Origin of the sequence: Microbacterium sp. NPDC055988, from assembly GCF_042269505.1 — a bacterium.
Taxonomy (GTDB): domain Bacteria; phylum Actinomycetota; class Actinomycetes; order Actinomycetales; family Microbacteriaceae; genus Microbacterium.
The window spans coordinates 2,842,377-2,856,360 of sequence record NZ_JBHJXY010000001.1; the positions used below are offsets into that span (position 1 = coordinate 2,842,377).

Genomic DNA, 13,984 nt, shown 5'->3' on the forward strand with positions numbered 1-13,984 from the left:
GAAGCGAATCGTGGGAATCATGTCTGCCTCGCCTTCTGGTGCGACCGTCGCAGCGGTGGCTCCCTGTCTGCTTGGCCGGACACATTCGGAACGGATGCTGTCGGGACCGGCGCGGTAGGGTTCGTCGGTCGTGCCCCGTACTGTTCGCGGCTGGCGTCGCGGATGAGGTCCCCGACGCGACTGTCGGGTGCGGGCGGGAGGACGGCAGCCGAACACCACTCGGTCGGCGTTGAGCCTGCGACGAGGCGGGCGTAGACGTGGTGCTTCGGCAGCGTTTCGAAGTCGGCGACGGTCAGCGCGGGTGCGCGCTTTGCCATGTCGTGGGCGTCGTCGGTGTCGAGGGCGAAGCAGACTTTGGAGCGGGCGTTGGCGTCGAGGCCGCTGCGCATCTGATCGGGCAGCTGCTTCCGGTACTGGTGCGCGACGTGCAGGCCTACTCCGTAGGAGCGAAACACGCTCATCGCGTTCTCGACGCTGGTGGGCAGGTGGAGGTAGTTCTGGACTTCGTCGATGAAGATCATGCCGGGGCGCTTCATCGGCTCCTTTTCCGTTGCCCGCTCGGTGGTGGCCAGGAAGAGTTCCGCGACGATGAGGCTGCCGAGCAGCTTGGAGGCGCCTTCGCCGAGGAGCGCATCGTTGAGCGGCACGAGGACGGTCTTCTTCTCGCGAAAGATGTCGCGGAGTCGGAAACGCGGCTGAGACTGACCGAGCACCCGAACCAGCGGTTGGCGCATCACGATTTTTCTTAGCTTGTTCAAGGGCGAGGCGATCACCGCGGCACGCTGCGCGGGGCGCATGTCCTCGAACTCGGCCCAGAACGCGGCCAGTGTGGCGTCGTCTTGCACGGCGGCGACGACGGGTCGGCGAAAGGCCGCGTCGGTGAGCAGCGTGGGCAGGTCGATCAGCGTGTACGGCACGGCTCGCTTCTGTCCGGCTCTGGCGAGGGACAGCAGCGCCCCTTGGACGAGATACTCGGTGCGGGGCCCCCATCCGTCGTGGAAGACGGCACCAAGGGCGGCGAGGATGCCGTCGACCACGATGTCGGGATCGCGATCGCCGACGTCGAGCGGGTTGAACCCGACCGGTGCTTCCGTCTCGGTGGCGTCGAGGACGACGATCTGCCCTGCCGCTGTGGCAGGTGCCGTATCGAGGATGCGATCGACCAGTTGCTTCTTGGGTTCGATGACGCAGCAGGCACGTCCCGCTGCGATATCGGAGAGGATTAGGTGTTCGAGCAGCGTTGACTTCCCTGACCCGGTCGGGCCGATGGCGACGAGATGCTGCAGGCGGCTCTCGGTATCGAGGCCAACACGCCGCTCTGGGCCGGGCGCGGTGCCGATAGCGAAGACAGATTCGGTCCGGCTGACGATCTCGGGAACAGGCAGCATCCGCGGATGCACGGCGGGAACGCCCGGGTACGGATGGTCGCCGAGCGGCCATCCGAGGAGCGGGATGAGTTCGGTGGTGGTCAGACGCAGCTTCGTCCCGGGGCCGGCCTGCCCGTTCTTCCACCGCGCGGCGGTGTCGCGGACGAGGGAGAAGCGGACTCCGGGGCTTTCCAACGGTTGCAGGGCACCGAACATCTCCCAAGTGAGGGCATGACGACGCTTCACCGTCTCAGCGGTGACGCCGAGATGGAGCGTGACGTCGAAGCGGGCCTGGGCAGCATGCGTGTGCAGCCGTTTACGGGTGTCCGTCGATGCGGGGCGAACGCCGCCCAGGAGCATCGAGCCCAGCGGCTGCAGCGGATCGAGCGGCGTGGGGCGCAGCGATTGCGGAGGGTGGGCGCGGCCAAGGACCAGCTGGATACCGAGGACTTCGGAGCCGCGTCGGGCAGCCAACGCCTGGTACATACCGGCCATAATCCGCTCTGGATCGACTTCGGCCAGTGGGAGCCCACCAGGGCGGGCGGTGACGCGGCTGACAGCCGCCACGTCCGGGCGCGTGGCGGCCTCGAACCCGACCCCGGGCGCCAGGCCCGTAAGGAGGCGCTTCAGGCGCTGAACGGCCGTCGGCGCGCACCCGAGCACCGGGACGACCCCCTCGGCACTGGCGACAACTTCGAGGGAGATCGGACGCGCGATGTCGCTACCGACGAGGCGGGTCAGCAGCCCGTCGAGCATTTGAGCTTCGAGAGGGCGCGGCAAGTGGAGACGGGTGAAGACGAAGGCATCAGGCATGACCGGCCTCCTCCGCTTTTCGCTGCGCTTCTGTCCGGGCGTCCGCTTGCGCGGCGGCTTCCAGCCGGGCCTGCTCCAGGCCAGCGACGGTGATGATCTTCGCGTCCCGTTCGGGACGTAGATCGTGGTTGAGTTCGGAGAACACCCAGACGCGGCGTCCGGCGTTCGTGCGGTAGTGGCGGCGTGGGCCGCGGGCATGACTACTCATGCGTGAACCTCCTTCCCACCTCTGCTTTGGTTCGCGTGACGGTCGCGGAAGGACGTTCGGATGGCTCGCGGGCATAAGCCGGATGAGCACATTTCGCCCTGTTATGAACTTGAAAGACCGGATTGTCAAGCGTTTTGCGGGGCCGTTGTTCATTCCGCAACGACTTCACAGAGGCGAACGTGCTCATGCTTTTCACCGCCCACCCCACCAGTAGCGGTAGGCGTAGACCGCGGCACACAAGACGAGCACGATCACGCTTACCAGCAGGATCCAGCCCCAGAATCGGGCCAGAAGCTCCAGTGCGACCCAGAGCGCGAGAATGCCGCCGAGGACGAGCAGGCAGGCGCGGAAGAAACGTTGCGTGATCGGTGGTGGTGTCGAATCGCCCATCATGCATCCCTGCTTCCTCCATCGCCCGGCGAGGTGCGCCGGGTGAAGTCGGAGGGCACCGGGTATCCCGGGATCGCAATATCGGAGTCGATCTCGTTGCCCCAGACGCTCCAGTCCGCGTGGCTGTTCGGGCGCTGCCGGGCGAACAGCTCCAGGTATGGCCCGTCGAGAACTCTCTCGATGAGCGGGATCATCTCTTCGGGCTTGTGTGAATGGTCTTGGCGAGGAAACAGCAACGTGGAGCGCTGGCCGCGGAACTTGAAGGGTGCCTTACCTCGCACCCCGTGGAGCAAGATTTCGTGGCTGCCACGGAAGTAGTTTCCGAGCCCCATGTAGTACTTGTCCCAGACGGCGTTCGTCTTGTATTCGAAGCCCCAGGCCTTCATGACTTCCAGCGCACCCGGCAGGGCGGCGTTGGTCGTCCACAGCAGCAGCGTCGAGTCGTCATCCATCAGTTCCGCGATCGGCATCTGCTTGATGCGCTCTAGCGTCATGACGTCGTAGTGCTGGATGGCGCCACGGGCACCCTTCTGGGCGACATCCCAGGGCGGATCTGAGTAACAGACCTTGAACTTCTTCGGCTTTCGGAACGCGCTCGGCGCGTCCCTCGTGATGTTGGTGGTCATGTGAAAGTGCTCCTTCCTCCGAGCCCGCACGGAGCGGGCGTTTGCGATGACTGGTTATGCGCTTCTCGGCGCGGGTCGTCAATGTTCTGGTCGTCGTCGTTGCGAAAACCACAACGACGAAATCGGTTTGCCGTTTGGGTGGGAGGCACCCGGAGAATGGTCCGGGTGCCTCCCGTGGCACTACTCGTTGTCCGGCTTCTCGGGGTAGCGGAGATAGGCGTGGACGCCTTCTGCTCCTTCCACAAGGAAGACGCGATCTGCGAGTGCAGCTTCAGCACGCTCCTCATCGAGGGCGAGAAGCCCGTGATGCTCCCGATCCACGTCGGCGAAGAGTTCGTCGCGCGGCGGCAGGATGGCGAAGTGCTCGAGGAGCTCTTCCAGGGCTTCGCTTCGGTCGCGATACGTGGTGATGTAGAAGCGCAGCCAGAGGCCTTCAAGCTCATCTGGCCCGCTCGGCACCGCCCCGTTCGCGATCGCCAGCGCGAGCCCGAATAAGCACTCGCCGTACTTCTGTAGGCCTGCGCGCAGTTGCGATGCGACCTCGTCGTCCGAGGTGAGCCGGTGCAGCTCTCGCAGGTCTCTCAGCACCAGGGTGCTGATCGCGGCGTCGAACTGTTCGTCGCTCATCTCGTTGGTAGTGGTTGTAGTCATGGTCTTCCCTCCTTTCAGGGTGAGTTGCTTGCCGGGCTGCCCGTTTCGGGAGTGCCCGTCTATGGGGTCGAGTCGAGGGGTGGCCTGGTCGGCTCCCTCGCCCGCGACTGGCGCAGCGAGGAGCGTCGGGCACCACGCCGGCCGGTCGTGAGCGAGTGCATCAGCGCAGCAGCGGCAAGCCCAGGCGGGCTGTCGGTGGCGATACGGGTGATCGTGGCGTTCGGGAGCGCATTCAGCCGGGCGGGCGGATTGGCGTTGAGCGCGACGGCATGAATCTGTCCCGGGAACTGCGCCATCTCCTCGAACGGCTGGGCGATGTTGAGATCGGTGAGCTCGAAGTCCGAGAAGATCGTGCAGCGGGTGATGCCGCTGTACTCCCGAGCCAGTCGGTTCGCTGCGCTCATTGCTGGAGCGAGCGCGCTCGACCCGCCCGAGCCTGGGGGATCTATCAGCGCCGCGAGTACCTGATCGCGACCCGACGCGCGGTCGAGCTGGTGCGGGCCTCCGACCGTGACGTGCGGGTAGTCGAAGTGCAGCACAGCGACCTGCTGGCGGGCGGACGTCGTCCACTGCGACAGCATCTGCACGGCACGGCGAGCTTCTCTATACCGGTTCCCGACTGGGTCGTTACCGTTGCTCGCGCGCAGCGACCACGAGTCATCGAAGATGAGGATGTCGAGGCAGGGGTCAAGCGGGTCAAGGCCCGGCCAGCGCAGCCGTATTTCCCGTGCGGGTGTTGCCGCGGTGCTGAGCGTGCCGCTCGGGTGAAGCCCAGATCGGTGCATGAGCGAGGTCATGGCCGCCCCTCCTCACGTCGGGGCGTCTGACCGCCGATGCGGGCTGTACCCGGTCCGTGACCGGCGTGACTCGGGTTGCGGCGCAGGATGCCCCACTTCAGTGCCCGGATGCGGCGTTCAGCGGCCTCTCCGCGTGTGAGGTGTTCGAGCATGAGGCTGTCGGCTTCGGCGTCCGCCCCGGCCGCTGCCTGTAGAGCCGGGTGTGCGCTGAGTGTGAGGTGCTTGCTCGCGGCCCGGTCGTAGTCCGCCTCCGCGTGGTCGAGGAGATCAGCGACTTCATCAGCTCCGGCGTACGAGATCAGGAACGAGCCTCCGGCGACTGCCAGGGCGAGGCCGCCGAACACGATGCCGATAAAGGGATCGTCCACGGCGGAGCGCAGAGCAGCGATACCCACGCCGATCACGCCTGCCGTGCCTGCTGCGACAGTCAGCATGCGTCTGAGTGCCCCGTCAGTCGGTTCGACGAACAGGTGCGGGAACTCCTGCTGCGCCTCGGACGGCTCGGAGACGGCCCGGTGGCGTTGGCGGCGCTGCTCGCGGTCGCGTACGTCGACGCCGATCAGACCGGCGGCGACAGTAGCAACGGCGGCGCTGGCAGCGAGGCTGATCGCGATCACCGGCAGCTCGCCCAGCCAGATCGCGGCGGTCCCGAAACCAGCGACATCGCCACACAACAGCCCCGCCTTGCCGAGCTGGTACCAGAGCTTCGTGTCTCGGGCGCGGCGACGGAACGGGCTGAGTACGGTGCCTGTGCGCAACATCCGTTCCCGCGCCTGGTCGACGACGGCGCGGTTCGCGCTCAGAAGCGACCCGGCCTCAGTCGCGGTGACCTGGAGCTTCGCAGCTTCGATACCCGCGCTGCGGGCAGCGCCCTCGGCGGATGCCGACCACAGGTGGCGCTGCTCTTCCTGAAGCTCGTCGTACTCGTCTTCGACCCAGAGGTGCCCGATCCCCTCCGGGCGAGCGAAGACCAGCGCCTGCTCGGCATGAGGGATCATCACGCGGGACGCCGCATCCTCGGCGTCTTCCGCCACGACGAGCGGATCGAGAGGCATGGTAGTCATATCGGTCACCGTCCTTCGGTGGAGACGTGGCACTGGGCGGCACGAGTGTTCTGGCAGACCTGCTCCCAGAACACGGTGAGATTGGTGATCACCGAGGACGAAAGCTCACCGGAACCCTGCTTCCCGATCCCGACGATCGACACGTCCGCGCCCGACAGATCGGGCACCGCTTGCTGATCCGCGAGCGCCCGAGCAGCATCCGCATCCGGGACGGCGGTCGGGTCGACGCCGATCGTGTTGACCCCATCGGTGACCAGTACGTTGACCAGCGCGTGCTCCGGGTAGAGAGCGTTGGCCTGCTGCAGGAGCGTCAGCATCCCCAGCGGGACCGAGCCATTGCCGGTCATGTTCATGAGCGCCGCGTCGTAGTGTTCCGAGATCGTGGCGGTCGTCTGGTCCGCGAGCTTGCCGGCCTTTCGCAGCCGGGCATTCTCCGTGGGCGCCTCCACCAGAAGGTCGCCGTCGTAGAGCATCACCGTCGCCCCGGTCGACGATGCAAACGTGAACACTCGGACATGGCCACCGCACAGCGCCGCGCGCCGCACCTCCGCAGCGATCGTGTCCATGGCGGCGGTTTTCACAAGGTCGGACTGGAACGATCCCGACACGTCGAGGCCGACGGTCGACGCCACCGGTTTCGATGCACAGGACGCCACGATCTGCTGATCGGCCCCGGCTGTGCCATGACCGCCCATGCAGGATGCGAGCGTCAGGCCCGAGGTGAGAAGGAGAGCCGCGCGGAGGGCGCGACCGCGTACGGTAGAAAGGGTCATCAGAATGCTCCTGATTCATTTCGCGATGGGTGGGATGTTTTTGGCGACGGAGAGGGCTTCGTTGGCGCGAAGCCCTCTCGTGTCCATTCGGATGTGCGATGCTCCAGATACTCGGTCGTTACCTCGAAGGCTCGAGCGCTCGCTTGATGAGATTGAGCATCACATCAAGCTCGTCGACCCTCTCCTCCGAGTCCTGTCGGACCGCGCCGTCTGCCGGAGACTCAGTTGCTCCGCGACCGAGCACGTCGAGAGCTGAACCGAGGGCGTGTAGCGCGACGATGAAATGGCCATTGGGATCGAGTGATGCGTCCATGGCGGCTGCTCCTTGTCTGACGAGTGGCGGCTAAAGCGACTGCTTCGGTGGTGCCGTCAGAACGATTCTGGTTGGTGCACAAGGAAGCCGGGTGTAGCGCTGTGTACGATCGTGTACTCCCAGATCAGAGGCGATTTCATGAGACAGAAAAAGCCCGCACTCGGATGAGTGCGGGCTAGGTTGGCCCAACTGTTCTTTGGTCGAGAGGGCAGGCATCAGCACGATGCGTGCGCTATGACTAGCTGCTGGTCGCCCACTCGCGTTGCGCGCGAGTGGCTTCTTGCTTGTAGAACTCGTACGTGTCGCGGCGAAGTGCTGGGTGGTCGTACTGTGCACGCAGAAGGTGAAGCACTAGCCCGCCGCGCGCGTAACGTCGCGGCGCGTCCGGCTTCATCTTCGAGAGGTCCTTCTGTTCGAGGAGATCTTCCGTCGGGAGAGCTGGGAAGAGCTCGACGATCGGCTCTAACCCATACTCCTTCTTGACTCCTCCTGGCCAGTCGAAAGCCTCGGGCATTCGCTGCCAAAGATCGATGATCACGAATACGGTCTGGAGGTACGAATCGTACGTCGGGCATCGATAGAATGCTGTCCCGATGTCACCGCGCCGCTCCATCCGTGCGCCAGCCCTTAGCCACAGGTACAGCACATCCATGAGGCAGGTGGGCTCCGGGTTTCCTTGCTCCTGAACTGAATCGGACAGTGTGTCAGCAATGAGGCGATCGTCTTCCATGAAAAACGTCAAGAAAAGTTCTGCACCAAAGATCGATGCGGGAACGTAGTTGCGGGCCATGATTGGCCTCCAATCTGTAGGGGGCCAATCCTGCGCGCATTATGCACTAATTGAGATTACTTGTCAATAGGAGGCGTATGGTCGACACGCTGTCGGAGCATCAACTCGAGAAGGTGAAGGCTGGACTCGAAGCATTTCTTTTCGGGCGCGGCGACATATCGCAGCCGCAAGAGAAAGACGCGGGCTTTACGAGCGCCCTTTCTGAGGTGCTTCACTCGAGTACTCAGATCCAATCAATTCCGCCTGAATTCGTCTTACCCATTGTGCGCTACGCATATGACTGCGCGATGAAACGTGGAGGCCGAAACCCCACGACCGACGACAATCTCAAAGTACTGACGCATCTCCTGGGCCTAGGTGATTACGATGACAGCACTCTCGTACCTATCCTCAGGGGACTGAGACCGTTCGAGGACGGTGACCCAGTGGGCTTCGATTCAGCGAAGGTTGCCTTCTACGAGGCGGCGGGCGTGCGCCCTAAGCGGGACGAGACGTTTACTAGCCTGATGAGGCGTAGTGGCGGCGTGCGCACGCTGCTCGCCGTGTTGTCCACTGGGACCGCGGCCAACCGGGTGGCTCTCAAGCCAGGGTCGCCGGGTCGACGCCGACTGTTGTCGACGTTCTGGCCGATATTCAAGGAAGTTCTCGCTTCCCCTGTTGCCCTTCAGAGCGCATTGACCGATGACACCTATGCGCCAGTGACGGTCGAGAGCGGTTCCAGACTCGCTCCACGCGCGAATGTAAACCCGGCGATGGTGCGAGGCGGCTGGGGACCCGCCCGCGACAGCGTATCGTCTCTTTCGCGTCCCGCGCGTGTCGCGCTCAACTCGATCTTCAACAACCCCAGATACGGCGACGAGCGCAACTTTGCACGCGTCCGGCCCGTTGATGACATCGATGCGGACTACGTCAGTTACCTCACAGTGACGCCAGGGGTGCGATATCAAGCGCTTGTGTACTTCGGAAACAGCGCTCATATCGATTCCGGGCTGTCGACCGTTGACGCACGAGTGCGGGTGCAAGCTCCCGCTACCTTCGAGGGCTCCGGGCGTGTCACAACCTTCTTCTCGGCAGCGAACGCAACTCCGTCGACTGTGTGGGACAGCTTCGTCATCGGACTCCCCTCACCGACCGCAATAGCGGCCATACGGTACCTGCCCGATTCGGCGTTCGTTCACGTTGGCGGCTTACTGCTAGCAGTCGAGGAAGATTTGTACCGTTCTGACGGCGCGCTCGTTGGGCATGACGCCCTTGATGGGGTATTGGCGCCCGCCAGGAGTGATCTTCAGTTCCTCACATTTGAGTTTCGGATAGATCGTCCTGACTTCATCCTTACGTGCAAGATGCGGAAACTCGGATCGGAAACCTGGTCGCCAGAGCATCTAGATGTTCGCCCCGGCGATGTTATTGAAGTCGTCGTGAAGTATAAGAACACCGGGACAACCGTGCAGAACGATGTTGTTCTGCGGGTTCCCCATCTGCCCGATGCGCTGATCTATACCGTCGGATCAACCCGGGTCGCGAACAGTGCTTCGGCTTGGAAGTATCAGCAAACGACAAGCAACCTGGACAGCCCCCTCAACGTCGGCAACTATGCGCCGGGTGCGGGTGTCTATGCGAAGTTCGAGATGACAGTGCGCGATGGGGTGATGCTAGGCGCGGGGGAGAACCAATGGCTCGTACTCAACCCGCTGGCCACCGTCGAGACAAACAACGGAACCAAGGGCGCGCAAGCCACTCTGATTCTGATTCGCTGAGGAGAGCGCATTAGGCCTGATTGGAGGCGTGCGCTGCTTGATTCCCACCAGCTGAGAGGTGATGGTGATCGATGTGTAGACCGACCCGGTTGTGCCCGGGTGCACAACGCGCGAAGCTCGGCGTCCGAGGGCGGGCTGCGGGGCGTGGTCCTCAGGCGGCTTGCGTGCGAGCCGCCCGACCGCCGCGCGGCGACGCTGCTGGCGCGGATCCAGGAGGAGGGCAGCGATCCCGCAGTGAGTCCTCAACTCAAAGGGCCGCCTGTACTTATCGGCCTACAGCGACTCCCGGCGACTTCGACGGAAGCAACTCGCGCACGTCGACGTCGAGAATCTCTGCGAGAGCGATCAGCGTACGCAGCCTTGGATTCGCGGGCGTTCCCGGGTTCGACTCGCCCTTCTCCAGCTTGCGATAGGTGAAGGTCGAGATGCCGGCGGCGTGGGCCGCACGCTCTTGGCTAACGCCCTTCGCCGCACGTGCGCGCTGAAGGTTGATACCGAGTTCGCGAGCGTAGTCGTGCCAGGAGTTCGATGCAGGAGGCATCATTCCAGCCTGAACATATCCAAATCCAGCATGCGCATGTATACATGCGCAATTTCTGGTACGGTGGCGTCGCCGCGAACCGGCGCGGCCGGACGGAGGTGTGCCATGGGGCCACGCGAGGAACACGGTTGCGCTGTACGCATTCGAACGAACACGCTAATTTACGGGCAACCACCAGGCGTTGACTCGGGTGCAGGTTCCGGCCTCCCGCTTCCAGGAAGGTCATCGCCAACCGTCGGATCGCTCGGCAAAGAGTCGGTGCCGCTCATTCGCGTCCGGGGGCTTTCGAGGGCGCGAGCGAGGCGAATCGCGCTCGTTAGCGCCTTTGCGATCGGGGCAGTTGTACTTGCTGGCTGCTCCGCCGACGAAGCACCGGCGCCAACGGCCTCCGCAGACGTAGTTGTCGCGGAGCCTGAACCGACCTCGGAGATGTCTGCTACCGAGGAACCGGTTGTCGCGGCCATCGCCACTGTGCCGCTGGAGCTGGAGCATCGCGACGGGTACAAGGCCAGCGTGACACTTGACTGGTTGCCACTTCGGACGGCGACAGCCGAGGCGATTCCCGCCGCCTGCCTTGAATGGGTCCGAGGAACCAAGGCTATCGACGTAGAGAACTCTGTGTTCACACTTGTACCCGCGCGACTCACGTTTGACTTTCCGCCCAGCGATGGCTTCACGTGGCCGGCTGACCAACCGACGTTGTGGGGGTTCGATGCAGGAGTTCACGACGATAGCGTCGTGAACTGTTCGCCGGACTTCACCACGACTTCGGGACCGTCGGACAGTATCTCAGTCCCGTCGCTCCCGGGTACATGGGAGATCTACGGCATCCTCGTTGCGGAGAAAACTCCAAACAATCCCGAAGGCACACCTGAAATAAGTCCGGCAGATGTCGAGGTCAACGTCGGTTCCAATACTGTTACTTGCCTACCTGATAACTGCGCCTTTGTCCGATACCCGGGCTGAGTGCAGGAGACGCGAGACGGCGGTTTGAGCGATCATCTCGTACCGTCCGTGTAGACGGCTTCGCTCGGTGACGCTTCGCTTGCAGAGCTCGCCGAACGCTGTGTACTCCTCATCGCCAGCCGAAGTGGGCCGCCGCTCCGCGTCCACATCGTGGGCGTGAGGTTTGCGGTCGAGAACTACGTCACGACATCGTGACGCGGATGACAAGGCCCGCTTCAACGAGCTCATCGATCGCCAAGCGAATGTCCTCGACATCCTCGACAGCGTCCTCGTAGGGATTGATCGGTTGCCCCTGGCCAGTGAGCAGCAGCGCGTAGAGCCCTTTCGCGATGAGTGACAAGTGAGGGTCATCAAGCACCGCGTACGGAATCGCGGTGTCCTCGGCCTTCTCGCTCACAGCACGCGGGCCGGTCGCGGCGATCCAGTCCTCGTTCGTTGGCATCAGGTCTAACTCCAAACGTCGCGCATGAGGTTGTCGAAGAACGCATCGCCGCCGACTGGCGGTGGTGCCGGGGCTGGTGTGGCTGGCGGTGGGCTGGTGGCATTCAAGTAGGCCAGCACGCGCTCGACGTGCGTGTCTTTGCTCTTGATGCGGACGCCTTCGGCTCGCAGCATGTCCAGGAAGCGTTCCTTGCGAGCAGCCTGCAGTTTGCGCCACTGGCCATTCCAGTTGACACCATCGTCGGCGAGCAATTGCGGCTCATCCGGCATAACGCGCGTCACCATCATTCCCATAATGAGCGCCTTACTCTCGTCGCTCGCCGGCACCATGTTCTCTGCTGTCTTCGCGTGGTGACAGTCAAGGCAGAGCAACTGAAGATTCTTCGGATCATCGGAATTACCCGCGATGTGATCGACCTCGACGCCGGGCTTGCCGCACTGCTGGCATTGGCCTTGATCGCGCAATCGGATCTCGGTGCGGATGCGCGTCGTGAGTTTTCGTCCGAGCGACCGATACCCGCCGATAACCAGGAACGCGTTCTTCGTCTGGATCGCGAGCTGGACGTCGGGATCGTCGCGGCGGCCGTCTCGGAAGACGCGACGGACATACCGAACCTGAGCCGCGATCTCCTGGCACCATGTCGAGCAGTACAGCCCTTGGATATCGAGCGGCAGCTCGGTGAGACAGTTCGCGCAATGGTCGTCGCGGAAATAGCGCGGGTGCGGCACTTCGATGACGAACGGCGGCTTCATGAGGTCACCCTAGCCGAGCGTCGGCCTGAGACCTGTGATGACTTCGGCACAAGACCGGTGACGCTCCCGGTCACCAGCGCTGCGGGTTCTGCGCATCCCACTCGCGCCAGTCCTGGTACGCGAGGTCGGGGCGGTCGCCGTTGGGTAGCGGGATGAGTCGAAACGGATCCGATGCCTTAAGGTGCTCCTCGGCCCACTCGACGTACTCGAGTAACGCGTCGTAGTGTTCCGAATCCTCCCGTGAAGTCAGCGCCGCGCGGAGCCCGGCAACCACAGGAACGAGACGTTGGTGATGCTCGGCGTCCTTTCGCAGCGACTCGAGAACCTCCACCCAGTGGCCGTAGTTCCGAGCTCGTTTCCGCAGCGCCTCTGCACGCTGTCTCGCCTGCTCCGCTTCGATAGCGCGCAGGCGCTGCGCCTCGGCCCGAGCAACGGCGTCGTCGCTCATCTGCTGGATGCGCATGATGGCGCGCAGCAGCTTGTCCTCGATGCGAGTGGCGACGGTGTCCTCGAGCACCAGTGAGCCGTAGTGCCCCGCCCCGATCTCGAGCCGCATCTTGTCGGTCGGGACGTAGTCGCTTTTCGGTGCCCAGTAGTAACCGCCGCGCTGCTTGTCAGCAAGCTCTTTCTCAGACAGAACGTGATCGACCCGCCGCGTCTTCATGCGGAGCCGGATGGCGGCTGGCTCTTGACCGGCGTCGATGAGGAAGAGGTCGCTGCTGGGCCATTCTCGCTTTCGTGTCGTGTAGAAGGTCGCAGGCGTCATGGTCGAGAGCTGCGGTGTCACGGACCATCCGCGGCGCAGGGATTCCTGAGCCAACGCATGAAGGATGAGGAGTGCGCGCTGCCTTTCCTCTTCGGGAACGTCGAGGCGCTTCTTGTACTTTACGAGTTCGCGAATCGCTGGGTGGGCCCGGCTAATCTCGACCGGGATCGGGATCGTCTCATCGATCAAAGGGCGCCGTGGTTTCGGGGGAGTGGATGCTGGAATCTCCGGGCGGACATCGACTGGAACGGCGTCTGCACTAGGTTCGGACGAGCGCGGCTGCAACGATGCCTTCACTGGACGCTTCTGCGCCGTCGGTGGCGCGGGATTTGTCGAGCCTGCCGTCTCGTCTGATTCATATCGTCCATGCTCGATGTAGTACCGGCCACTGTTCGTGACGGTGGCTGTCCACGAGTCGCCGTGGCCGCGCACCTTGACGAGGCCGCGCCGCTCGAGCGCGCGAGCGGTGATGCGATGCGCGAACCCGTCGTCGTAAATACCCGGGGGCCGATCGTCGGCGACCCACCGCAGCACCGCGAGCTGAACTTCGTTGAGTGGTGTGTGCACGCGATCCAGTCTCCCGACAAGCGTGAACGCCGTCGAGGGCCTCGTGTACTACATCGCCAACCACGCGAGTTATCCACAGGTTGATAGGCCGATTTTCCCGTCTCGAACTACAGTGATGTAGTTCATCGGGTACGTCAAGGCGCCTCAAGCGCCTCAAGATCGGCACAGGTGGCCCCGTGGGGGCCGAAAAGCCTGTGGCTGGGCATCGAGGCCATCCACAGGTCTGAGCGGTTTAAACGGGCTTCTAGCCCGTCGGATGTCGGCGAGTCCAAGTAGACTGAGGAACGATAAACAGAGCCCCGATCTGACGGTTCGGAGCAGGGCTCTCAAACGGACAGGCCGGGGCCGTGTTGTCTGTGGAAGGACTACTCGACTCTAGACGCTCCAATAGCCCTTCGCGA

15 protein-coding genes are annotated in these 13,984 nt (G+C 63.6%); 1 reads left to right on the forward strand and 14 read right to left on the reverse strand.

Translation table 11 applies throughout. The annotated features are described in order from the left end of the window. Window positions 1-17: 17 nt before the first annotated feature. The 10 genes from ACFC14_RS13555 to ACFC14_RS13600 form a co-directional block, all read right to left on the reverse strand. Window positions 18-2,180 (reverse strand): type IV secretory system conjugative DNA transfer family protein, encoded by a 2,163-nt coding sequence (locus ACFC14_RS13555; protein WP_376105385.1) that lies wholly within the window; start codon window positions 2,178-2,180, stop codon window positions 18-20. Beyond that, entirely contained in the window at window positions 2,173-2,388 is a 216-nt protein-coding gene (locus tag ACFC14_RS13560; protein ID WP_376105388.1) for a hypothetical protein, read from the reverse strand. Before ACFC14_RS13560 ends, ACFC14_RS13555 begins: the two co-directional genes overlap by 8 nt. 192 nt (window positions 2,389-2,580) lie before the next feature. Beyond that, on the reverse strand, window positions 2,581-2,781 hold the full coding sequence (locus ACFC14_RS13565; protein ID WP_376105390.1) for a hypothetical protein: 201 nt from the start codon (window positions 2,779-2,781) through the stop codon (window positions 2,581-2,583). After that, window positions 2,778-3,404, reverse strand: coding sequence for an MT-A70 family methyltransferase (locus tag ACFC14_RS13570; RefSeq protein WP_376105392.1), 627 nt, complete (start codon window positions 3,402-3,404; stop codon window positions 2,778-2,780). The genes ACFC14_RS13565 and ACFC14_RS13570 overlap by 4 nt, the downstream gene beginning before the upstream one ends. 180 nt (window positions 3,405-3,584) lie before the next feature. After that, window positions 3,585-4,055: a hypothetical protein gene (locus ACFC14_RS13575; RefSeq protein ID WP_376105394.1), complete on the reverse strand. Its 471-nt coding sequence runs from the start codon at window positions 4,053-4,055 to the stop codon at window positions 3,585-3,587. A gap of 59 nt (window positions 4,056-4,114) precedes the next feature. Next, window positions 4,115-4,642 (reverse strand): hypothetical protein, encoded by a 528-nt coding sequence (locus ACFC14_RS13580; RefSeq protein WP_376105397.1) that lies wholly within the window; start codon window positions 4,640-4,642, stop codon window positions 4,115-4,117. A 206-nt stretch (window positions 4,643-4,848) separates the two neighbouring features. Continuing rightward, window positions 4,849-5,916, reverse strand: coding sequence for a hypothetical protein (locus ACFC14_RS13585; RefSeq protein ID WP_376105400.1), 1,068 nt, complete (start codon window positions 5,914-5,916; stop codon window positions 4,849-4,851). A 5-nt stretch (window positions 5,917-5,921) separates the two neighbouring features. Continuing rightward, entirely contained in the window at window positions 5,922-6,689 is a 768-nt protein-coding gene (locus tag ACFC14_RS13590) for a hypothetical protein (RefSeq protein WP_376105402.1), read from the reverse strand. Between the two features lie 118 nt (window positions 6,690-6,807). After that, window positions 6,808-7,002 carry a hypothetical protein gene (locus ACFC14_RS13595; RefSeq protein ID WP_376105405.1) on the reverse strand — a complete coding sequence of 65 codons (195 nt, stop codon included), beginning with the start codon at window positions 7,000-7,002 and terminating at the stop codon, window positions 6,808-6,810. A gap of 238 nt (window positions 7,003-7,240) precedes the next feature. Beyond that, window positions 7,241-7,792 carry a hypothetical protein gene (locus tag ACFC14_RS13600; RefSeq protein ID WP_376105407.1) on the reverse strand — a complete coding sequence of 184 codons (552 nt, stop codon included), beginning with the start codon at window positions 7,790-7,792 and terminating at the stop codon, window positions 7,241-7,243. A gap of 77 nt (window positions 7,793-7,869) precedes the next feature. Here ACFC14_RS13600 and ACFC14_RS13605 point away from each other — a divergent pair, with 77 nt between their 5' ends. Further along, entirely contained in the window at window positions 7,870-9,549 is a 1,680-nt protein-coding gene (locus tag ACFC14_RS13605) for a hypothetical protein (protein ID WP_376105410.1), read from the forward strand. A gap of 265 nt (window positions 9,550-9,814) precedes the next feature. On the opposite strand, the gene ACFC14_RS13610 is transcribed toward ACFC14_RS13605, so the two are convergent. The 4 genes from ACFC14_RS13610 to ACFC14_RS13625 all read right to left on the reverse strand — a co-directional run bounded on the left by ACFC14_RS13610 (window position 9,815) and on the right by ACFC14_RS13625 (window position 13,583). Beyond that, on the reverse strand, window positions 9,815-10,090 hold the full coding sequence (locus ACFC14_RS13610) for a helix-turn-helix domain-containing protein (protein WP_376105413.1): 276 nt from the start codon (window positions 10,088-10,090) through the stop codon (window positions 9,815-9,817). 1,147 nt (window positions 10,091-11,237) lie between these two features. After that, entirely contained in the window at window positions 11,238-11,498 is a 261-nt protein-coding gene (locus ACFC14_RS13615; RefSeq protein WP_376105416.1) for a hypothetical protein, read from the reverse strand. 5 nt (window positions 11,499-11,503) lie between these two features. After that, window positions 11,504-12,250 (reverse strand): HNH endonuclease, encoded by a 747-nt coding sequence (locus ACFC14_RS13620; protein ID WP_376105419.1) that lies wholly within the window; start codon window positions 12,248-12,250, stop codon window positions 11,504-11,506. A gap of 70 nt (window positions 12,251-12,320) precedes the next feature. Then, the gene (locus ACFC14_RS13625) at window positions 12,321-13,583 is read right to left on the reverse strand and encodes a hypothetical protein (RefSeq protein WP_376105422.1); all 1,263 of its coding nucleotides are present in this window, start codon (window positions 13,581-13,583) and stop codon (window positions 12,321-12,323) included. Window positions 13,584-13,984 lie beyond the last annotated feature (401 nt).